Origin of the sequence: Exiguobacterium sp. SH4S7 (assembly GCF_004336795.1) — a bacterium.
In the GTDB taxonomy this organism is placed as follows: Bacteria; Bacillota; Bacilli; order Exiguobacteriales; family Exiguobacteriaceae; genus Exiguobacterium; species Exiguobacterium aurantiacum_A.
Genome location: NZ_SJUT01000004.1, coordinates 179975 through 202037 on the forward strand (window position 1 = coordinate 179975; position 22063 = coordinate 202037).

A 22063-nucleotide genomic window follows, 5' to 3' on the forward strand; every position below is an offset into this window, starting at 1 on the left:
ACGAATAGAGACAAAAAAAGCCTGCACACATGACATATACTGTCGCGTGTGCAGGCTTTTGCTGAATCAATCGAGATAGACGTCCTCGATGTCACCGAACGTCTCCTCGTCGAAGACGAATGAGCCGTTGGCGTAGCGGTCGAGCAGTGTCAGTTGTTTCGCGTTGACCGTCTTCGCGGTCTCTTTGCCGACGATGTGGATCGTTTCATCCCCATGCACCGGAAGCACGCGGCGGATCTGGTGCGGTTTTGATTTGACCTCACGGATGAGCATCGTGCCACGCAAGTTGCGGTTCGTGCAGTCGAATTGGTCTTCGAGCTTCATCTTCTTGACCGCTCCGCGTTGCGTCACGAGGACGAACAGCGGCGGTGTGAAGAAGGCGAACGCGTCGGCGACGACGTCACCGTCTTTCAAGTTCATCGCTTTGACACCGGCGGCACGCTGTCCGACGACCGGGACGTCGTCTTCTTTGAACCAAAGCCCGTATCCACGCTCAGAGACGAGGAAGAGTTGGCCTGGACCGTCACTGATGCCGGCGAAGACGACCTCGTCGTCCCCTTTCAGTTTCAGCGCCATGAGCGCCTTCGACTTGCGCTGGGCGTCATAGTCACGGAGCGGCGTCCGTTTGACCATGCCGTCTTTCGTGACGAACAGGCAGTGCGCGTCCGTCTCGAACGTCGAGACGACGTCGGCCGAGACGACTTGCTCGCCTTCGATCGGCACGAGGTTGGCCACGTGTTGGCCCGCGTCTTTCCATTTCGTCTCCGGGATCTGGTGGACCGGGATGAGCAGGTAGCTGCCTTTGTTCGTCCAGACGAGCAAGTGATCGGTCGTCATCGCCTGGGTGAGGAGGACGGACCGGTCTTTTTGTTTCATCTCCGGCATATCCTCGCTCGAGGCGCCGTATGAGCGCATCGACGAACGTTTCACGTAGCCGTCACGGCTGACGAACACCATCGTCTCTTCGACGGCGATCATGACCTCGGTCTTCAGTTTCAATTCTTCGACTTCGGCCTCGATGACCGAACGCCGCTCATCACCGAACTCGTCGCGGAGCGCCGTCAACTCTTTTGAGATGAGTTTCCGCTTCGTCGCGTCGACGTTCAAGATGTTGGCGAGGCGCGCGATCTCTTTTTGCAACACTTTCGCTTCTTTTTGGAGCTCGACGATGTCTGTGTTCGTCAAACGATACAATTGAAGCATGACGACCGCTTCGGCTTGACGGTCCGTGAACGAGAAGCGATCCATGAGCTTCTGCTTCGCCTCGGACTTGTCCTTGGCCGAACGGATCAGTTCGAGCGTCTCGTCAAGCACTGAGATGGCTTGTTCGAGCGCGTCGACGATCTCGGCGCGTTTCTTCGCCTGTTCGAGCTCGAACGTCGTCCGGCGGGTGACGACTTCCTCGACATGTTTCAAATAGGCATCGATGATCGGTAACAGACCGAGCTGTTTCGGTGTCCGCTGCACGATCGCGACCATGTTGTAGTTATAGGCGAGCTGCAGGTCGGTATGCTTCAAGAAGAAGTGGAGCACACCTTCCGCGTCCGCTTCTTTCTTCAATTCGATGACGACGCGGACCCCGGTCCGGTCGGTCTCGTCACGGACTTCGGCGACGCCTTCGACTTTCTTGTCGAGGCGGAGCTCTTCCATCTTCTTGACGAGGTTGGCTTTGTTCACCTCATACGGGAGCTCGGTGATCGTGATCTGTTCACGGCCGCCCTTGAGCGGCTCGATGACCGATTTGGCGCGGATGATGATCTTGCCTTTACCGGTCTCGAACGCTTTCAAGATGCCGTCTTTGCCCATGACCGTGCCACCGGACGGGAAGTCGGGACCTTGCATGTAACGGAAGGCGTCATTCGGTGTCTCGACTTCGCCGGCGAGTCGGGCGATGGCGAGATTGAGCACTTCGGTCAAGTTGTGCGGTGGGATCTCGGTCGCATACCCCGCCGAGATCCCGGTCGTCCCGTTCATGAGCAGGTTCGGTAGGAGTGACGGCAAGACGAGCGGTTCCTCGGTCGAATCGTCAAAGTTCGGCGTGTAGTCGACCGTGTTCTTGGCGATCGACGTCAGCATGACACCGGCGATCTTCGACAGCCGTGCCTCGGTATACCGCATCGCGGCAGCCGAGTCGCCGTCCATCGAGCCGTTGTTCCCGTGCATGTCGATGAGCGGGTAGCGGAGCTTCCAGTCTTGCGACAGGCGCACCATCGCCTCATAGACAGAAGAGTCACCGTGCGGGTGGTAGTTCCCGATGACGTTCCCGACCGTCTTGGCCGATTTCCGGTACGCCTTGTCGTTCGTGTTGCCTTCATGGTGCATCGCATACAAGATCCGGCGCTGTACGGGCTTGAGCCCGTCGCGCGCGTCCGGGAGCGCCCGGTCTTGAATGATATATTTCGAGTAACGCCCGAAACGGTCTCCGACGACCTGTTCGAGCGACAAGTTTAAAATGTGTTGAATCGTCGACATCGTTACATCACTTCCTCAATCGCTTTAGTCACATGTTCATTGGCGATGATCGAATCATCTTCTTGGAGGCCGAAGGCGACGTTCTCCTCGATCCATTCGCGGCGGTGGGCAACGTTGTCCCCCATTAGCACCGAGACGCGCTTGTCGGCGACGGCAGCGTCATCGATTGTCACGCGGATGAGTGTCCGTGTGTCCGGGTTCATCGTCGTCTCCCACAGTTGATCGGCGTTCATCTCACCGAGACCTTTGTAGCGCTGGATGATATAGCCTTTTTTGTACACTTTGACGAGTTTCTCGAGCGCTTCCTCGTCCCAGGCGTATTCGAACTGCTCCGACTTGCCTTTCCCTTTCGAGATGCGATAGAGCGGCGGCAAGGCGACGAACACTTTGCCCGCCTCGACGAGCGGTCGCATGTAACGGAAGAAGAACGTCAACAAGAGCACTTGGATGTGGGCCCCGTCTGTATCGGCATCGGTCATGATGATGACTTTGTCGAAGTTGCAGTCACTGAGATCGAAATCGTGTCCGACCCCGGCGCCGATCGCGTGGATGATCGTGTTGATCTCCTCATTTTTCATGATGTCATTGAGTTTCGACTTCTCCGAGTTGATGACCTTCCCGCGGAGCGGCAAGATCGCCTGGATCGTCCGGTCACGGCCTTGCTTGGCCGAACCGCCGGCCGAGTCCCCCTCGACGAGGAACAGCTCGTTCTTGGCGGCGTTTTTTGATGTCGCCGGCGTCAGTTTCCCGTTCAGAATGCTCGAACGTTTCTTTTTCTTGCCGTTACGCGCCTCTTCACGCGCTTTCCGGGCCGCTTCACGGGCCTGGGCCGCGCGGATCGCTTTCTTGATGAGCATCGTCGCCATCTGCGGGTTTTCCTCGAGGAAGATCGTCAGCTGCTTGGCCATGACGGCGTCTGCGCTGGCACGGGCTTCAGGCGAGCCGAGTTTCGACTTCGTCTGTCCCTCGAACTGGAGGAACTCCTCCGGGATCCGGACCGAGACGATGAGCGTCAAGCCTTCACGGACGTCGCCGCCGTCGAGGTTCTTGTCTTTTTCTTTCAACAAGCCGTTTTTGCGGGCGTACTCGTTCATGATTCGGGTCATCGCCGTCTTGGCGCCGACTTCATGCGTCCCGCCGTCCCGGGTGCGGACGTTGTTGACGAACGACAACACGTTCTCCGAGTAGGCGTCCGTGAACTGGAAGGCGAGTTCGAGCTCGATGTCGTTCTCGGTCCCTTCGAAGTAGACGGTCGGGTGGAGCGTCGCCTTGTCGTCATTCAAATAGTGGACGAACTCGGCGATCCCGTTCTCGTAATGGAACGTCTCTTGCTTGTCCGAGCGTTCGTCGGTCAACGTGATCGTCAACCCTTTCAATAGGAAAGCCGACTCCCGGAGCCGTTCGGCGAGCGTGTCGTAGTTATACGTCGTCGTCGAGAAGATGGTCGTGTCCGGCTTGAAGTAGACGCTCGTCCCGGTCTGGCGGGCTTTCCCCGTCTCGAGGAGCGTCGTCTGTGGCACACCGCCGTCAGCGAACGTCTGCTCGAACACCTTGCCGTCGCGATAGATCGTGACGAGCAGCTTGCTCGAGAGCGCGTTGACGACCGAGGCGCCGACCCCGTGCAGTCCGCCAGACGTCTTGTAGCCGCCTTGGCCGAACTTTCCGCCGGCATGGAGGACCGTGAAGATGACCTCCGGCGTCGGTTTTCCCGAGGCGTGCATCCCGGTCGGCATACCACGCCCGTGGTCACGGACCGTGATGGCATCGTCTTTATGGATCGTCACATCGATCTGGTCACCGAAACCGCCGAGCGCCTCGTCGATCGCGTTGTCGACGATCTCGTAGACGAGATGGTGCAGCCCGCGATGGTCGGTCGAGCCGATATACATCCCTGGTCGTTTCCGAACGGCAGCGAGCCCTTCGAGCACTTGGATGGCGTCTTCATTATAATTAAATAGTTTTGTTGACATGTCAGTCACCTCATCTTCGAACACATGTTCGTTTTTCATACCTAATTGTATAGCTGTTTCGGGTTTCTGGCAAGCCTTCCTCTCCGCGCCGTCGACGCGTGAAAAAAAGTAGACCTGCCGCAGGGGCAGGTCTCAGCCGAGGAGTCGAGCGTGCTCGACGTAAATACACCGGTTCTCGATGTAGTCAAGTCCGGCAGCATGAACGATTCGTTCGGCGTCCTTGCTCGACAGACCGAGCTGGTTAAAGACGAGTCCGACATCCCCATGACGGACCGCGTCCTCGGCAACGCCGGCCAAATATTCGTTCCGGCGAAACACGTCGACGATATCGATTCGTCCCGGGATGCTCTCGACCGTCGGATACACCTTGCGGCCGTTCCACGTCTCAAGCGTCGGATTGACAGGGATGACCGTATACCCGTGCAGGAGCAAATACTCCGCAATCTGGTTGGCGGTCTTGTTCGGGTTCGATGACACACCGACGACAGCGATCGTCTTCGCTTCAGCGAGATGTTGTTTCAAACGTTGGTCGTCCATCCTGAAATCCCCCTTTTGTTTACGTTCTCAGTGTAACGTTACCTCGTTCCCCGTTTCAAGCTTTATTTTCGCCTAACGGATGAACGGCTGTCGAAACAAAAGTTTATATCCCTCATAGTGGTTTACATAATAATGTATTGTCACCCTGTTGATTCGCTCTTAAATCGGAAGATGCCACCACGTCTGTTTTAACGAATCAAACGACGCTTCTATAAACCTTGCGTGAAATATCTATTTCACGCAATTATAACGTCATGAAATCAACGTTTACAGAGAGTGGATTGACTCGATTCTCGAACAGGCGTAGGCAAATCCTTACAGTTTCGGTATACTGGAACGAGGAGGTGTTCACGTGGGGACTGCCTATGAGGAACGTCGCGGTACACTGTATAATTACCGCATCACTTTTTACGGGAACGCGCTCGCATGGCTCATCCATGTCGTGTTCTTGGTCACGTTTTGGCGTCTCGACGTCACGGTGCTCGCCTGGTCGAACGTGTTCAGCGTTCTTTATTACACGCTCTCATTTTATTTCGTACATAAACGGTACTACCGGACGTTCTTTATCGGACTGTTCGTCGAAGTCGTCTATAACGCCATCATCTCGACGATCGTCCTCGGGTGGGGCGCGAACGTCCATTACTTCATCATCATGGTGGCGTACGGTGTGTTCTTCATGCCGAACGTCAGCCGCTTGGTCCGCGTCATGTCGACCGGGCTCGCGATGGCGATCTACGGGTTCCTCTACTGGAACGTCACGGTCGGGACACAGCCGCTCGCCCCCATGATCGAGCAAGTGATCGGGCTGACTTGTCTGCTGTCGACGATCGCACTCATCGCCGGGCTGACGTTCGTGTTCGAGAACTCGGTCGTCGAGGTGACGACCGAGTTAGAACGGTCGAACGAACGCTTGAACGTCCTCGCTTCACGGGACGGATTGACCGGGCTGTATAACCGGATGACCGGCTATCAACGAATCGAGCAAGCCATCGCAGAAGCGGTCGCAGACGGCCGCCCATATGCCGTCGCACTCGCCGATATCGACCACTTCAAAGCGTTCAACGAGCGCCACGGCCATGATTGTGGCGACCTCGTCCTCAAACAAGTCGCCGCCGCCCTCGAGCGGACCGACGGGATCTGTGTCCGTTGGGGTGGAGAAGAGTTCTTGCTGTTCATGAGCAATCAGACAGCAGATGAGGTCGCAGAGACGCTCGACTGTCTCCGGGAACGGATCAAGACGACCGAGACGATCTATGACGGGCGTCGCCTCAGTGTCACGATGACGTTCGGCGTCTCGTGCCGTGACGGATTAGAGGCCGTCGACACACTTGTCAAAGAAGCAGACGACCGCCTCAGGGCCGGGAAACAGGCCGGCAAGGACCGGATCGTCACATCGATCAGTTAACAAAAGGAGAGATTTTTTGAGTATATTCCGCCAGCTCGGGCAAGCGCCGGCACGTGTCACGACGCAGCGTTTCAAGCTGAACGGATACGAGCGCATGCCCGGCTTCATCCAACGTTTCTTGAACCATTTGGCCGCGAAACACTATTCAGAACAGACCGCGCAGCGGTACTTATACGATTTCTTCGACTTCTTCCGGTGGGTCGAGGCCGCGAGCGCATCCGAGGTCGACCCAACCACGGTCGACCTCGCCTCGTTCGTCGAACTCGATTATGCGGGCGCGGATGCCTATGCGTCCTATCTCGCGCTCGAGCTCGATAACGCCCCGAGCGTCATCAACCGAAAGTTGTCGACGATGCAGTCGTTGTTCAACTTCTTGATCGAGTCCGGGATCGCGTCACACAACCCGTTCCAAGCGGTCGAGCGTCCAAAGCGCGCCAAACGGAACCCGGTCTATTTGACGGAACACGAGTGGCTCGACTTCTCGACGCTCGTCCGCAGCAACGTCGGCATGTCCGACCGCGAGGCGAGCTGGTACGAACGGAACCGCGACCGTGATTTTCTGATCATCCAGCTGCTCGGACTGACCGGGATGCGCGTCTCCGAACTCGTCGGGCTCGACTGGAGCGACATCGACCTCGCGACCGGGACGATCCGTGTCATCGGGAAGGGGAACAAAGAGCGGGTCATCCCGCTCGCCTCCCCGCTCGAGCCGTTGCTGCTTGACCATCGTCAAGACGGGAACGGGCCGCTGTTCCGTTCCGAGAAAGGAAGACGCATCTCGGTCAGGACGGTGCAACACCTGCTCAAAGGACATATCGACCGGTTGAAACCGTATCTCCCGTTCTTGACCCACAAGCAGGTCACGCCCCACAAACTTCGCCACACGTTCGCTTCCCGGTTGGCGATGAGCGGGGTCGACGTCTTGACGATCCAACAACTGCTCGGTCACGAGTCGGTGGCGACGACGCAAGTCTATGCCCATATCGGTGACGAGAAGAAAAAACAAGCGTTATCCGGTTTACGATAATATATTATGTAAACCATACTGTAAAAGCACGGCCCTCGATTCGTAGAGGGCCGTGCTTTTACAGTTGTTTCGTCGACAAGATGACGATCGTCTCGTCGAGTACCGTATAATAAGCGTCTTCGAACGCCTGTCGCTCGTTCGCCTCCAAGTTGAAGATGCTGACCCCGCCGTTGCGCCCATCGGCCGATTCGTGGATGAAGTAGTTCGCGTCGAGCACCCGTTCGAACGGTGACGTGTCCAAAAATCTCGCCCCGGTCGTCGCATCGATCAACTCCGTATGCTCCATCGATTCTTCGACCTTGATGAAGATGGTCGAACTGACGTCGTCATACGTGAAATCGATCGGCTCATAGGCACCCCAGTCGACGACGGCGAGCTCGTGCAGGACGTCCGGTGCCGCCAGTTCGTACACCGTCTCCTCATTGGCTGCGTCGATGAACGCCGCAAACCGGAGTTTTTTGTCACGCTCCCCGAGATACTGGACCGTGTCCCCCTCCCCTTGCAATCGGATCAAATCATCGAACGGGATCTCGTCCGCTTTCGACCAAACGGCCTCGACCGCCTCGTCGAGCGGACAGATGAGAATCGCTTCGGAATGGTCGATCGGGTCATCGGGTGAGATGCGTCCCGATTCGAGCGCGTCATAGTAATCAAACTCGTCCAACCGTGCGTTACATACAATGTAAGACACGCCTTCGAGCTCCGTCGTGAACAAATACAGTTCACGGAAGCGCCCGGCATGGCCGACGAGCCGCTCGTCACGAATACGTTCTTCGCGGGACGTCTCGGCGTCGAACAGCCACGCCTCGTCCGTAGCCTCGAAACTCGTCAAAAAGAGGAAGTAACGGTCGGCGAGCACCCAGTATAACGTGCTGTTGCCCCGTTTCTCGAACGTCGTCAGCACTTCTTCATCACCTGTACGGTAGTCGAACGCGATCAGTTCCGTGCTCACGACCCCGGTCCGGTCCGGGGTCTCGTTCAAAAAATAGACACGGTCGGCGCTGATGAACAGTTTTGATATGCCATAGTCTTCGAAGACGCGGCGATTGATTTGCGTGATGGTGCCATCCGCTTCATCGTATCGAAAGATGGAAAAGCTCGTCTCCCCCGTCTTCTCACGGTAGTACACGGACGACTCGGTGACGGCGATCAAGTCTTCGTGGCTGATTGACATGGCACGTGCATCGACGATTCTCATAGAGCACCTCTTTCATAAGTGGATTCGATCGGTTCGACTGTGACGATACCGGGAGGACGTTTCGGGAACGAGATCCGAAGGTGGGCGTACTCGATGATCGACTGGTGAGAGTCTGCCTTCTCGACCCAGCGGATCCGTTGCTGGTTCGCGAGCGCGTGGCCGATCTTCTCTTCGATTTGAAACTTGGAGATGCCGCGATAAGCGACTTCTTGAATATAGGTCGACTCATCGGACTCGAACTGCTGCCACACTCCCATGACGAGCTGTCCGAGGGCCGAGACCCGGTTCTCGGGTAAACGGACCGTGCGCAACGTCTGCTCGACTTCTTTCAGACAGACGACCGGGTCGTCGGCGACCGCGAACAGCCGCTTCGCCGAGTTGTTCATGACCCGATAACGGCGCTTCCCGCTCTCGAGCCGAAGCACTTGGGCGTACGGTTCGACCGGTACGCCGTGGAAGAACGTGTCCGTCCCGCCCCAGGCGAACCCGAACGACGGGTCGAACTTCCGGATCGTTCGCATGAACGCGAGCATGAAGTCTTCGACTTCCCTGCGCTCGAGCCGGAGCCATTCGGCGAGCGCCAACGGTCCGTGCTGTTTCGAGATCCGGTCGACCGGAAAGAACAGGTCCCCTTCGGCGAGACGGTGGGGGCGCAATTCGACCCCATCGGCCCGGTAGTCGGTCGCTTGACGGCCGCTGCGCCCCGCGTAGATGATCCACTCGTCGTCCGTGCTCTCGATGGCGTACGCCTGATGCGCCCAAGGCGGCGTCACATATAGCGCCGGGAACTCCTCATACGTCTCGAGATGCAAGTACGAGCGGTCGTTCCAGATTTGGGCGAGCAACCGGACGATCTCCCCCGTATCCGAGTCTTTCGGGGCGATATAGTTGCCGGTGTTCCCGATATAGGTCAAGACGTGGAAGTCGTAGGCGTGGTAGAGATGCCGGACGATCCGTTCGAACACCGCTGCGATCATCCGCTCGAACAACGGGTGGTCCTCGCTCCGGTCGACCGTCGTCGCATCGACGGTACACATGAGCCAGCCCATGCGCACATACAGCCGGATGCGGAGCGGATAAGAGATCAACGGCGACGAGGACGCGTGGATCTCCGTCATTCCGATGTTGGCCATATTCTCAACCTCTAGCGTAAACCCGCTACGCCTCAGCTGCTCCTCCATCTTCTTCTTCCAATTGATCGTCTCCATCTGCCTCACTCGCTTTCTGTCGCCACGTCATCTTGACTGACTCGTTCTGAAATTTTTCCCGTTTCTCGTTTCATACAAACGCTTTTCCATCGGAATGGGTCTTGATCCGTCCGAGCGCCTCGTCAACGATCGTCCGGGATGTACCGAAGTTGAGACGCTCGAACGTCGACGCCGCCCCCCCGAACGGAACACCCGGTGACAAGAAGACCCGCACCTCCTCGTGGAGCCATTTCTTCCGAGCTTCGGGCTCAAGGCCGAGCGCGGCGAAATCGATCCATAACAAGTAACTCGCCTCCGGCATGAAGCACGTCAGCCGGGGTAACTCGGCATTCAGGCGCTCGACGACATAGGTGGCTTGTTCCTCGAGCTCGGCCGTCAGCTGGTCGAGCCATCGTTCCGCCCGGACGTCTGTGTAGGCGGCGATGATGGCCGTATTGGCGAACGGTGTCGGTAGGACGTGGTGTTTGTTTTGGACTTGGATGATCCGTTTGCGCCAGGCGTCATCCGGACAGATGATGTACGACGCGAACAAACCGGCGATGTTGAACGCCTTCGACGGGGCGCTCACCGTGATGACCCGGTCGTCGAGTCGATTGATCGCCGTATGGTGCTGCGACGGATATGTCAGATCGGCATGGATCTCGTCGGCGACGATGATAACGTCGTACGTTCTCGCCAACTCGACGACACGAGCGAGCTCGGACTCTGTCCAGACGCGACCGACCGGATTATGCGGTGAACAGAGCAAAAACAGTTTCGCCTGTCGCATTGCGTGTTCGAGGGCGTCAAAATCCATCTCATACTTGCCATCGACTTGTTTGAGCGGGGCGTCACGCACAACGCGTTTCAACCCGGTCACGAGTTCATGGAATGGTGGATAGACCGGTGATTGGATGACGATCCCGTCCCCTTCCTTCGTCAACGCCTCGACGATGTGGGTCAGTCCGGGCACGACCCCGCTCGAGAACAACACATGTTCGGGGGTGACGTCGAGTCCGTGTCTCCGCCCGTACCAAGAGCTGACGGCTTCCTGGGCTTCTTTCGCGAACATCGTATAGCCGAACTCTCCGGTCGCCGCACGCGCCGCGAGCGCTTCCGAGATCGAAGGTGCCGTCCGGATATCGATATCGGCCACCCAGAGCGGCAGTACGTCAGACTTCACATGGAACCAGCGCTCGAGGCCGTCCCATTTCACCGAGTCGGTGCCGACTCGGTCAAGCGGTTGATGTAAGATTGATTTCATAGTGATCCCTCCTGTCCCTACTGTAACAAAAATTGAAGCAACTGGTCGTCAAAAGCGTGGCGGATTTTCGAGACGTCGGCTATAATCGACCGAGAACAGTGTTTGGAGGTGACAACGATGAGCGTAAGTATCATCCGCCATAAACGGCGAAAGAAAGCGGCTTTCTACATAACGGCCGAAGGGATCGAGCTCCGCATCCCGGCCCGACTGTCGAACCGGGTCGTCGAGACGATCTTACGCGAGCATGCGGACTGGATAAACGACCGGCTCGCGGCATTACCTAAAGCCCCGTCATTGCCGAACGACCGGCTCCGTTATCGAGGTGAGACCGTGCCGCTCGTGCGCACGAACACCGTTGACGCCTTCGACTACGACGGGACAGCTTTCCGTTGCCCGGACCGGTGGGACGAGTCCAGGATAGGGGCCGCATACGAGGCGTGGCTCCGCGACGAGGCGCTCACTTATGTCACCGGGCGGGCGCCCCACTATGAACGTCTGCTCGGGGTGAGCGCCGCGCGCATCCGCATCGGCCATCAAAAGACGCGCTGGGGCTCGTGCAGCTCGCGCGGAACGATCTCGATCAACGTCCGGCTCATGCTCGCCCCGGTTGAGGTGATGGATTACGTCATCGCCCATGAGTGGACGCATCTCGTCCATTTCGACCACTCCAAATCGTTTTGGTCGACTTTATCCTCTGTTTATCCGGACGTCGATGGTGCGATGGCCTGGTTGAAACAACACGGTCATACGCTCGTCGTCAAAAAAACCAATTGAGCGGACTCGCCACCGACGACGGTGGCGGTTCCTTCAATTGGTTTTTTCGTCAGATCGCCGAAGTGAACTGTTCGGCCGTCCCGTTCAATGACTGGGCCGACTGCTCGATCTTCCCGAAGCGTTCGAGCGTCGCTTCCATGATGTTGACACTCGCATTAATGTCTTCGTTCGATCGTGAGACGCCGTCGACGATCGAGGCGAGCTCTTTGTTCATCCCCTCGGTGTTGGCCCGGACCTCGATGACGGCGCGCTCGACGAGACGAGACAAGTTACGGACCTCGGTCGCGACGACGTTGAAGCCGAGGCCGTGTTCACCTGCCCGCGCCGCCTCGATGGCGGCGTTCAGTGACAACAGGTTCGTCTGGGCCGCGATCTCTTTGATCGTGCTGGCGATTTTCGTGATCTCTGCCGCTTGGTCTTGAAGGTTGCCGAGCGTCTTCAAGTTTACCGATGCGTCCGACTCGAGCCGCTCGATCGTCCGCTTCAAATGTAGGCTCTCCTCCATGCCACGGCGGGCCCGGTCATCAAGATTCTCGGCCATATCACGGAACGTGCGGGCGTATCGTTCGATCGTCTGTTGCCGCTCGGTGATGTCCGAGGCGATCTTGACGACACCGATGACGTCATCCCCCTCATAGATTGGCATATACGTCGCCTCGAGCCAAATCGAGTCGCCCCGGGCGTCGACGCGCTCGATCTTGTCGGCCGAGCTGAACCCGTCGAACAACTTGTTCCAAAACGCTTGATAGTCCGTACTGTTGACGAAGTTCGGCGTACAGAACAGATGGTGCTGCATCCCGATCATCTCGTCGCGTTTGTATTTCATCGCCTTGGCGAAGGCGTCGTTCACATCGACGACACGGCGCTGGCGGTCAAATCGAATCATCGCCATGTTCGCTTCGATGGCGCGAAGCACGTCTGGTGACGATAGGCTGACATCTCTCGTTTCAATCATTCCGATAATTCCCACCTTTATAATTTGAGTTATTTCAGGACATTTTTCCTTTGTTAGTACAATCGAGTTCAAGTGTAACTTGTGATAAAAGTCCTGACTAGCGCCGTTTTTAACAGTAAGTCAATATCTTGAGTTTGAAGTATTTACCAACTTCATCACAGGTTATCAGACAATGAATCGCAAAAAAAGAACTCCTCGTTTACAGGAGTCCCATTCGACCTTTTCGTGAAAATGACGGTGCTGATCTTGTAAAAAGATTTGCTTCTACATAGTTGTCGATTCTTCGGTCAGTTGCGTGCGACTGTCGGATTCATCGACACCGCCAATCGTCGCTGCAGCCGAAGTCTCATCAAACCAAACGCTCTGCTTACTCCACTGCACTGGGGAAAATTTCATGGAATATTTTCGCACCTTCACTCGACAACTTGAACTGTTCGTCCGTGTTCATATCTTTCACGAAGACATCAACTTTCTGCGAACGTTTGTGGTAACTCAACTCGAACTGTTGACCACGATTTCCTTTCAGCAGCGTCAAATACATGTACTCTCCCGCTTCCCCATTCTTGGTCGAAGGTGTCCCCGTCTCGAGCGCCTCGGTCAATCGTTCATAGCCTTGCCCCTCGGTGCTGACTGCGTCCGGATAGTAAAACGGGACACTGGGATGGTACGGGTATTTATGGACATAACCGATCGAGACGGCATCGGTATCGGTCGGCTCCGTGATGAATGGATTCGGTTTGAATCGAATCGAGATCGTCTTCGTCATCTTTTGACCGTTTGACTCGTAGGTTAATTCGTATAACGGAAACGGTTCGAGCGGTTCGAGCGTACCGCCTTCAAGAAGCGTCCGGACACTTAAGTTGTCGACTCCGTCCAGTAATTCGCCATCGTTCAACGAATGCTGTCCATAGTGAATCCCGTCACTCGACATTAACATGTATGGCGTCTTCGTCTTCGTGCCATATCCTAACGCAACATGAGTGTCCTCCCTGACCACGTAAGGAGCAAAATCTAAATACGGTGTGAAGACCCCGTCGTCCCCGATTCCAAACTCGATGGACCCGTTGAAACCGGGCGAGATCGTATAAAGACTATCCAAGAATGGACGAATGGTGAGGTCTTGCCCGTAAGGATGGATCGCTTCTTCCCGTGATAACCTTTCCCGAATTTCTTCTGTCCCGCTTACTACGCTAGGTAGCAATGGAATCTCTCGCGCGGTCTCGTCTTTCAAAAACTCCGGCCTTGCCTCCAGCTTGACCGCCCGGTATCCCTCAACGTGGTCCGACTTACACAGCGCGTAAACGGAATCACCTTCGACGAACGATGTCTCATTGAAGGCGTATGTTTCAGTATCGGGCTCAGTGAACGGCATTCGGCTTGCAAACGTCACGCCAAGTAAGGATAGATGGTCCTCCTCGATATCGTTGAGTAACTCGCCTTGTTCACAATAGGTCAACATGTCCTTGGCCTTGATTGCCTGCACTTCAAGGTCATGTGTGATGTGCTCTGCCGTCCAATGGGCCTCGACAACATCATATCGGACTACTTCTTGGTCCCGGGCGCATCCTGCAGCCAAAACGAATAGCGATAGACAGATTCCTAATCCGAACTTTTTCATCAGTTCACCTCAATTCTTCGGTTTCTTCTTCAAGTCGGGGAAGTAGGACAAGAACGTCTCGGCCCCTTCGCTCGTCAGTTTGTACGTCTCACCGGTCAGTTTATCCGTCAAGAAGATATCTATCTTTTTTGAGCGCTGTTTATACGTCACTTCAAACTCTTGGCCTTTCAGCCCATCGAGAATCGTCAACTGATGATACTCGCCCGCATCCCCACTGCGATTGACCGATTCTGCCGCGTCTATGGCGTCGATCAAGTCGGTCATGTCGGTCCCGGCTGCCTTGAGGACATCCGGATAAGCAAGAGGCTGTTCATGGCTGAACGGTTTCTTATGTAAATAGACGAACGGTTCATCAGATTGCCACATGGACTGCATGTCGGTATGCTCCTGCTGAAGATCACGTTCTTCTTCCGTGATGAACGTCTCTTCCCGATACGTGATTGTCACCGTGTCCGTGATCGGCGCTCCGTCTTTCATGTACGTGAACGTAAAGATCGGGTAGCTCTTGCCGGACTCAAGTACCTGTTCGGTGAGCGGAATCCGTTCAATTTTTAATGATTCATATCTCGGGGCCGCCTCGGTCGCGTCAAACGTGACTTCAATCGGTTGAGACGAGAAAGAACCGTTCTGATGCCCCATCAACACGTACGGAAGCTTCTCTTCTGGACTGAAAGCCATCATCATTTGGACGTCACCCATCGACGACGTCGCCGGTTCGAACGTATTGATCGGGAACAGCGTCGGCCAACCTTCGACAGCGATCTCCATCTCCCCATACAGCGCCTGTGAGAAGCTGAATAACGAATCTGGAAACAATTCAAGTTCATGGTCATATCCGCTCTTTACCTCTGATTGCAGGAACATCGCTCCGTCCGAGGCTTTCGTCTGTAACACGGCAGGAGCACGGCCGATCGAAGTTCCTGTCGACGCGCTTATCTCTTCTGGGAAAGAGGGAATCACTTCCGCTTGGAGACGATGAGAGACCATATCGCGGCAGATTGCATAAGATTTATCCCCTTTGACGTATGTCACACTTTTGAACATGTAATCTTCCCCTGAGTTCGTCAAGGGGGACCGGCTCGCCACGACCGTGTCGAAGACCGTTAACTCCCCGTCTAGCGACGTCGTCAAGTCACCCGTGCACGCCGCTAACGTCTCATCGATATCGGTGACCGGCTCTGCCTCAAGCGAATATTTATTCACGGTCCAATGGTGATCGATATAATCCAATTTCAACGCGCTCGTCTCGTCTTTTCCGCATCCGGAAAGTAAAACCGCGCTCAACAGCATCCATTTGACAGATTGTTTCAACGTTTCCGCCCCTCGTCTTCTTGATGACCCAATTTTACCATTATCTTACTTATTAAAGAACATAAAAAAACCCGCCTTTGTCGGCGGGTGTCATCTCTTATATACTGCGGTCGATGGCGCGTGTCAGTCTAGTCTCGACATCCAGTGCGATGGACTGGAGCGACTCGTCCTCGATCAATTCGATCAGTTTCGTCGGTTTCGGCATGCCGACGTGGGTCGCCCCGTCTTTCGTGAAGACGGCGAGCTTGCACGGCAGGAAGTAGCCGCCCTCACGGTGCGCCGTGATGACTTTCTTGGCCTCTTTCGGGTTGCACACTTCGAGGATACGATAGTCCCCGTCGATGGCTTCACCTTTCTCTTTGAGCGTATCACTCAAGTCGAAATCCCACAGCACGCCGAACGCTTCGTCCTTGAGCGTCGCTTTCAACTTTTCGACCACTGCTTCGACCGACTGATCCGTCTTCACCGTATAATCAAACATGTAAGCCCCTCCTTGTTTGTTGTCTCTCTCGTCATGTACCCGAACTCGCTTGAAACGAATCGTTCCGACGATTTCGAAAAAAGTATATGTGATTTGAAACATATTCTACGCCGAACCCGTATAATCGAGAGACAATAAAGTAATCCAACCTTAGGAAAAGGAGAAGTGGTTGTCGTGACGGTCACCGTATTCACGCATACAAGCTGCAGTTCTTCCCGCAAGACGCTCGATTGGTTACGCGAACAGAATATCCCGTTCATCGAGAAGAAATTGACCGACCAAGGAATGTCGTTCACCGAGTTCAAGGAGATGCTCCGGCTCACCGAAAACGGGACGACCGATCTCTTGTCTGTCCAAAAAAGTGTCTACAAACAAGCGGCCGACCAGCTCGACGAGATGTCGCTCCGCGAACTGTACAGTTTTGTCGCGACGCATCCGCAGATCTTGAAGAGTCCGATCGTCGTCGATGACAACCGGATCCAGATCGGGTTCAGCGAGAAAGAGATCCGGACGTTCATCCCGCGGCATAACCGGATCGCCGACTTGAAACGACTATTAGACAAACAGTAAGAGCGCCGCAAATTTTGCGACGCTCTTTTGTCAGGCTTTCTTTAGACGGGCCGCCAAGCGGTTGCCGAATGATTGGATCGACTGCACGAGCAGGATCAAGACGAAGATCGTCACGTACATGACTCCCGGCTCGAACCGGAGATGCCCGTACTGATAGGCGATATCGCCGAGTCCACCCGCACCGACGAGACCCGCCATCGCCGTCGCACCGATCAGACCGATCGTCGCGATCGTCAGACCGAGCACGATCGACGACCGCGCCTCACGGATCAATACGTACCAGATGATCTTACGCGTCGAGATGCCCATCGCCTCGTACGCCTCGACGACGCCGCGATCGACTTCGAGCAGTGCCGACTCCATCAAACGGGCGATGTATGGCGCCGTGAAGACGATGAGCGGCAACAGCACGCCTTGGACGCCGATCGTCGTCCCCATGATGAAACGGGTGAACGGCAAGATGAAGAATAGCAGAATGATGAACGGGATCGAGCGGACGACGTTGATCACGCTCGACAATGCCCCGTAAAAGTAACGGTTCGCGAGCCGTCCATTCGGCCGCGTCAAGACGAGGAGCGTCCCGAGCGGCAAGCCGATCAGTGTCGAGATGACGAGCGCGATGCCGGTCATCGTCAGCGTCTGGATCGTGCCCGTCCAAATCAAGTCACCCCAATTTCCCCAAAACTGCAGCATGGTTCGTCACCTCCTTCACTTTGACGCCGCTCGCTTCAAGGTAGCGGACGGCTTGGTCGGTCTGTGCCTGGTCCCCGTCGAGATGGACGAGCAAGTTGCCGACGAGACCGCCTTTCAGCTTTTTGATCCCGCCCCCGATGATGTTCGGCAGCAGGCCGAACCGTTTCGTCAACTCGGCGAGGACGGCCTGTTCGGTCTGGTGACCGATGAACGACAAGTTGACGAGCGTCCCGTGCGAGCTCAACACGTCGACGACTTCTTTCGGCACGTCGAGGTTCGCTTTCAAGAAGCGGCGCGTCGTCGGATGTTTCGGGTCCGAGAAGACGTCGAGGACGTCCCCTTCCTCGACGATCTTGCCGGCGTCGATGACGGCGACCCGGTCACAGATGCGCTCGATGACTTCCATCTCATGGGTGATCAAGAAGATCGTCAGCCCGAGCTCGCGGTTGATCTCGAGCAACAGATCGAGGATCGACTCGGTCGTCTCCGGGTCGAGCGCGCTCGTCGCCTCGTCACTGAGCAGGATGTCCGGCTCGTGGGCCAAGGCCCGAGCGATGGCGACGCGCTGTTTCTGGCCGCCGGAGAGTTGCTCCGGGTAATGTTTACGGTGATCGGTCAGTCCGACGATATCGAGATACTTGTCGACCCGCTCGCTGATCGAGCGTTTATCGAGTCCTTCTAGGCGGAGCGGGATGGCGACGTTGTCTTCGACGGTCGCAGTCTTCAGCAGGTTATAGTGCTGGAAGATCATCCCGATGCGGTGACGGAGCTTTGATAACCCTTTTTTGTCGAGCGTCGTGATGTCTTGCCCTTCGATCTCGACTTGACCTGACGTCGGCCGTTCGAGCAGATTGATCATGCGGATGAGCGTGCTCTTGCCGGCGCCGCTCCGACCGATGATGCCGAAGATCTCACCCTTTTCAATCGTCAGCGAGACATCGTCGAGCGCAGTGACGGTCCCTTTGTTTACCGTGAACGTTTTTGAGATCTGTTTGAGTGCGATCATAGTGCCTCCTTAAAACGCCGGGACGATCGAGCCGTCGAACGTCTCTTCGATGAACGTCCGGACCTCGTCCGAGTGGTAGTAAGATTTGAGTGTCTCGACGACTTCATCGTCTTTGTTGTCGGTACGGACGACGACGTAGTTCGGGTACGGGTTGTCGACCGTGTCTTCATGGAACAAGGCGTCCTCATTGATCGATAGGCCGGCACCCATCGCGAAGTTCGTGTTGATGGCCGCGAGCGCGACTTCCGGGAGCTGGGTCGGGAGTTGTGACGCCTCGAGCTCGATGAATTCGAGGTTGAGCGGGTTCTCGGCGATGTCACGTTTCGTCGCCTTGTCCGTCAATCCTTCTTTCAAGGTGATGAGTCCGGCCGTCTCATACAGGCGCAGCGCCCGAAGTTCGTTCGCCGGGTCGTTCGGGACGGCGACTTTATCGCCCTCCTTCAACTCCTTGATGTCCGTCAGCTTGTCCGAATAGAGCCCCATCGGGAAAGCGACCGTCTTGAACACGTCGTCGATCTTATAGCCTTTGTCCGCCTTCTGTAGCTCGAGGAACGACAGCGTCTGGTAACTGTTCACGTCGAGACTGCCTTCGTCGAGTGCGGTGTTCGGCGTGTTGTAGTCGTTGAACACCTTGATGTCGAGCTCGAGGCCATCCTCGGCCGCGAGTTCTTTTACTTTCTCGGCGATCTGCTGGTGCGGTCCGCCTGTCACGCCGATCGTGAGGGCTTCTGTGCTGAGCGCTTCGCTCGCGTCCGATTGGCCGCACGCCGACAAGGCGATGGCCGCGAGTAGAGATGTTCCTGCGAGTACTGTTTTCTGTTTGATGTTCATGAATGATTCCTCCTCCAAAATAAAAGCCCGCTACTCATAAAGAGTGGCGGGCACGACAAGTCAAAGACAGTCGGACACGCTCATCTCCCAGACGTTTCGTCTGTTGGAATTAGCACCATGATCATTACGATCTGGTTGCCGGGTTTCATAGGGCCAGTCCCTCCACCACTCTTGATAAGCTATCGGTCTTATTTAATTGTTATCATCTTACTTTTAATTCTTTTATTTGTAAACAGAAAATACTAAATTTTCAAAAATTATTTTCAAATAGTCAATATCGAGCGGGACGGGTGAACGTTGCAATTCGGTCTCGACCCGGACCGCCTCGACCAGTTGCGGGATGTCGGCCGGCACGAGTCCGAGCGTCTCAAGTGACGTCGGCGCGCCGATCCTGGCGAGCCACGCCTCTAAATATGGGGCGTCAGACGAGCCACGCAACCGTTCTTGGACAAGGAGGCCGAAGCCGACCTTGTCGCCATGTAAGAACGGATGGGTCGACTCGAAGCGGCTGAGCGCGTTGTGGACAGCGTGGGCGACGGCAACGCGTGTCCCGGCGTCCCCGAAACCACCGACGGCACCGCCGACGGCAAGGATGTGATCGACCGCGAACCGGGTCTCTGGCCCATACGCGGTGAAACTGGACTCACTCAAGTCGAGTTCGACGAGCCGGCCGCATTGCTCGGCCAAGGCGAGACCGGTATTGACGCCGGCATCAGGCGAACTGTCGCCGCTCAAATAGCGGGCCTCGTAAAACTTGGCGACCGTGTCGATGACGCCGGCCCGGAAGTAGTCGTACGGCGAGTCGGTCACGACCCTTGCGTCGACGATGACCCGCTCGATGACGACGCGAAACACGTCGTAGCGGTCATAGGTGCCGTGCTCGTCATAGATGACGCTGAGCGGTGTGAAGGCGGCACAGTTCGAGGCGAGCGTCGGGATGACGATCAGCGGGACACCTTGCCGGTAAGCGACGAGTTTCGCCGTGTCGACGAGCTTGCCCCCACCGACGGCAAGGAGGACGTCCGCATCCTTCAAACGGAGCCGTTCGACCTCGGCGTCCGTGCATTCGCCACGGAACAGCGATGTCGGATAGGCAGTGATCGCTGGCAGGACACGCTTGACGACGTCAAAACCGTTCTGCCCGCGCAGCACGTGAGCACGACGGCCAGCGATCAATTCATCGAGCCGCTCGAGCCCGTCATCCGCATGGTCGTACTCGAGCACGGCTTGGCGGATCATGCCCGGACCTCTTCATACGTCGCGAACAGTTTCTCGATCCGCTCGACGGCCTCGTCGATCTTCGGCTCGGCGGAGACGAGCCCGAACCGGACGTACCGCTCGCCTTCTGAGCCGAAGAAATAGCCCGGCGTCACGGCGACCCCTGCCTCGTGGAGCAGCTTATGCGAGAACGATTTTGCGTCCCCGTCCGGCACTTTCGCCCAGACGAAGAACGAGCCACTCGGGGCCGTGATGTCCCATCCGGCCTGACGTAACCCGTCGACGAGCCGGTCGCGGCGGGCCTCATACAACCGTGACAAGTCGTCCCGGAGCGAACGTGGCGACTCGAGCGCGGCGATGGCCGCCTCTTGGATGGCCGAGAACACACTCACATGGACGTGGTCTTGATACGTGTTGATCGCCTCGATGATGTCGCGGTTGCCGACGGCGAAAGCGACCCGCCAGCCGGACATGTTGAACGCCTTCGACATCGTATACACCTCGATGCCGATGTCTTTCGCACCCGGCGTCTGCAGGAAGCTCGGCGGGACGTGCCCGTCGAAACCGATGCTGCCGTACGCGAAGTCGTGGACGACCATGAGGTCATGCTTATTCGCGAACCGGACCGTGTCGTCAAAGAACGCGGGCGACGCGACGGCGCCGGTCGGATTGCTCGGGTAGTTCAAATACATGAGTCGCGCTCCCTGCGGATCGAGCGTCTCGTAATCAGGAAGATAGCCGTTCTCTTCCCGGAGGACGAGGTCGTGGACGACCGCACCGGCGAGACGCGCCCCCGAGATGTAGTCCGGGTAGCCCGGGTTCGGGAGCAACATGCCGTCACCTGGCTCGAGCACACATTGCGGGAGCGTGATGAGTCCCGACTTGCTGCCGATCAAGATGGCCACTTCGGTCTCGGCATCGAGCGCGACGCCGTATTCGGTCTGGTAGAACGTCGCGACCGCTTGCTTCAGGCGCGTCTGTCCCCGGAACGGTCCGTATTGGTGTGTCGCCGGGTCGAGCAGGGCCGTCTGCAACGCCTCACAGATCGGGGCCGGTGTCGGCAAGTCGGGCGTTCCTTGGCCAAGCCGGATGACCTCGCGGCCTGAACGCTCGAGTGCGGCGACTTCAGCGGCGAGTCCGACGAAATGCTGGGGTGGTAACGTTTTAAGTAACTTCGAGCGTCTGTCTGTCATGAATAGTCCTCCTATGCAAAAACACCCCTTTCCGAGGAAAGGGGTGTCGAGATACGGACGTATTCAAACAACCACCTTTCCATCTCTCAAGGTCACCTTGCTGGAATTAGCACAGTATTGAAACAATCTGTTGCTGAAGCTTCATCGGGCCAGTCCCTCCGCTTCTCTTGATAGAAAGTGTTTTTATATGCAATTGATAATTTCTGTAATATGTCATTTAGTAAACCAAACGTTACCAACCTTGTCAATCCTTATTTCAAAAATTCCTTACCGCTATTGAATCCCGGTAAAAAAACGTTCATAGTAAAAGGTGAACGTTATTCTGCAAAATTTACAGCATGAGGGGATAGACC

The 22063-nt window shown here is 56.3% G+C and carries 19 protein-coding genes and 2 riboswitches; of the genes, 4 read left to right on the forward strand and 15 right to left on the reverse strand.

The features are described 5' to 3' along the window. Positions 1-66 precede the first annotated feature (66 nt). The 3 genes from parC to EVJ29_RS09955 form a co-directional block, all read right to left on the reverse strand. Positions 67-2472, reverse strand: a complete 2406-nt coding sequence (gene parC, locus EVJ29_RS09945; protein ID WP_070327244.1) for a DNA topoisomerase IV subunit A — start codon at positions 2470-2472, stop codon at positions 67-69. Positions 2473-2474: 2 nt separating this feature from the next. Then, entirely contained in the window at positions 2475-4442 is a 1968-nt protein-coding gene (parE, locus tag EVJ29_RS09950; RefSeq protein ID WP_071397535.1) for a DNA topoisomerase IV subunit B, read from the reverse strand. A gap of 132 nt (positions 4443-4574) precedes the next feature. Then, complete coding sequence (locus tag EVJ29_RS09955) at positions 4575-4979, reverse strand: CoA-binding protein (RefSeq protein WP_131505066.1); 405 nt, start codon at positions 4977-4979, stop codon at positions 4575-4577. A gap of 352 nt (positions 4980-5331) precedes the next feature. Between EVJ29_RS09955 and EVJ29_RS09960 the strand changes: the two genes are divergently transcribed. Next, a complete protein-coding gene (locus EVJ29_RS09960; RefSeq protein WP_131505067.1) occupies positions 5332-6384 on the forward strand; it encodes a GGDEF domain-containing protein in 1053 nt (350 codons plus the stop codon). Positions 6385-6400: 16 nt separating this feature from the next. Continuing rightward, a complete protein-coding gene (locus tag EVJ29_RS09965; protein ID WP_131505068.1) occupies positions 6401-7411 on the forward strand; it encodes a tyrosine-type recombinase/integrase in 1011 nt (336 codons plus the stop codon). A gap of 58 nt (positions 7412-7469) precedes the next feature. Here the strand turns inward: EVJ29_RS09965 and EVJ29_RS09970 are convergent, their stop codons facing one another. The 3 genes from EVJ29_RS09970 to EVJ29_RS09980 form a co-directional block, all read right to left on the reverse strand. Then, on the reverse strand, positions 7470-8609 hold the full coding sequence (locus EVJ29_RS09970) for a hypothetical protein (RefSeq protein ID WP_131464976.1): 1140 nt from the start codon (positions 8607-8609) through the stop codon (positions 7470-7472). Further along, positions 8606-9817: a hypothetical protein gene (locus EVJ29_RS09975; RefSeq protein ID WP_131464974.1), complete on the reverse strand. Its 1212-nt coding sequence runs from the start codon at positions 9815-9817 to the stop codon at positions 8606-8608. Before EVJ29_RS09975 ends, EVJ29_RS09970 begins: the two co-directional genes overlap by 4 nt. A 70-nt stretch (positions 9818-9887) precedes the next feature. Then, positions 9888-11060: a MalY/PatB family protein gene (locus EVJ29_RS09980; protein WP_131469297.1), complete on the reverse strand. Its 1173-nt coding sequence runs from the start codon at positions 11058-11060 to the stop codon at positions 9888-9890. A 117-nt stretch (positions 11061-11177) separates the two neighbouring features. On the opposite strand from EVJ29_RS09980, the gene EVJ29_RS09985 reads away from it, so the two are divergent. Continuing rightward, entirely contained in the window at positions 11178-11834 is a 657-nt protein-coding gene (locus EVJ29_RS09985; protein WP_131464970.1) for a M48 family metallopeptidase, read from the forward strand. 49 nt (positions 11835-11883) lie between these two features. Here EVJ29_RS09985 and EVJ29_RS09990 read toward each other — a convergent pair whose 3' ends face one another. The 4 genes from EVJ29_RS09990 to EVJ29_RS10005 form a co-directional block, all read right to left on the reverse strand. Further along, a complete protein-coding gene (locus EVJ29_RS09990; RefSeq protein WP_201739010.1) occupies positions 11884-12789 on the reverse strand; it encodes a methyl-accepting chemotaxis protein in 906 nt (301 codons plus the stop codon). Between the two features lie 367 nt (positions 12790-13156). Continuing rightward, positions 13157-14407 (reverse strand): hypothetical protein, encoded by a 1251-nt coding sequence (locus EVJ29_RS09995; protein ID WP_131489726.1) that lies wholly within the window; start codon positions 14405-14407, stop codon positions 13157-13159. 9 nt (positions 14408-14416) lie between these two features. Continuing rightward, positions 14417-15718 (reverse strand): hypothetical protein, encoded by a 1302-nt coding sequence (locus tag EVJ29_RS10000; protein ID WP_131489725.1) that lies wholly within the window; start codon positions 15716-15718, stop codon positions 14417-14419. A gap of 97 nt (positions 15719-15815) precedes the next feature. Next, the gene (locus EVJ29_RS10005; protein WP_131489724.1) at positions 15816-16199 is read right to left on the reverse strand and encodes a DUF302 domain-containing protein; all 384 of its coding nucleotides are present in this window, start codon (positions 16197-16199) and stop codon (positions 15816-15818) included. Positions 16200-16373: 174 nt separating this feature from the next. Between EVJ29_RS10005 and EVJ29_RS10010 the strand changes: the two genes are divergently transcribed. Then, positions 16374-16769 carry a Spx/MgsR family RNA polymerase-binding regulatory protein gene (locus tag EVJ29_RS10010; protein ID WP_070327923.1) on the forward strand — a complete coding sequence of 132 codons (396 nt, stop codon included), beginning with the start codon at positions 16374-16376 and terminating at the stop codon, positions 16767-16769. 30 nt (positions 16770-16799) lie between these two features. Here the strand turns inward: EVJ29_RS10010 and EVJ29_RS10015 are convergent, their stop codons facing one another. The 5 genes from EVJ29_RS10015 to EVJ29_RS10035 form a co-directional block, all read right to left on the reverse strand. Continuing rightward, on the reverse strand, positions 16800-17462 hold the full coding sequence (locus EVJ29_RS10015; RefSeq protein ID WP_131489723.1) for a methionine ABC transporter permease: 663 nt from the start codon (positions 17460-17462) through the stop codon (positions 16800-16802). After that, positions 17434-18468, reverse strand: coding sequence for a methionine ABC transporter ATP-binding protein (locus tag EVJ29_RS10020; protein WP_131489722.1), 1035 nt, complete (start codon positions 18466-18468; stop codon positions 17434-17436). Before EVJ29_RS10020 ends, EVJ29_RS10015 begins: the two co-directional genes overlap by 29 nt. 9 nt (positions 18469-18477) lie before the next feature. Beyond that, positions 18478-19299: a MetQ/NlpA family ABC transporter substrate-binding protein gene (locus EVJ29_RS10025; RefSeq protein WP_131463527.1), complete on the reverse strand. Its 822-nt coding sequence runs from the start codon at positions 19297-19299 to the stop codon at positions 18478-18480. A 77-nt stretch (positions 19300-19376) separates the two neighbouring features. After that, positions 19377-19480, reverse strand: a riboswitch (SAM riboswitch). Between the two features lie 41 nt (positions 19481-19521). Further along, positions 19522-20538 carry an iron-containing alcohol dehydrogenase gene (locus EVJ29_RS10030; protein WP_131489721.1) on the reverse strand — a complete coding sequence of 339 codons (1017 nt, stop codon included), beginning with the start codon at positions 20536-20538 and terminating at the stop codon, positions 19522-19524. Further along, positions 20535-21710, reverse strand: coding sequence for an aminotransferase class I/II-fold pyridoxal phosphate-dependent enzyme (locus tag EVJ29_RS10035; RefSeq protein WP_131505069.1), 1176 nt, complete (start codon positions 21708-21710; stop codon positions 20535-20537). The genes EVJ29_RS10030 and EVJ29_RS10035 overlap by 4 nt, the downstream gene beginning before the upstream one ends. 76 nt (positions 21711-21786) lie before the next feature. After that, a riboswitch (SAM riboswitch) is annotated at positions 21787-21887 on the reverse strand. Positions 21888-22063 lie beyond the last annotated feature (176 nt).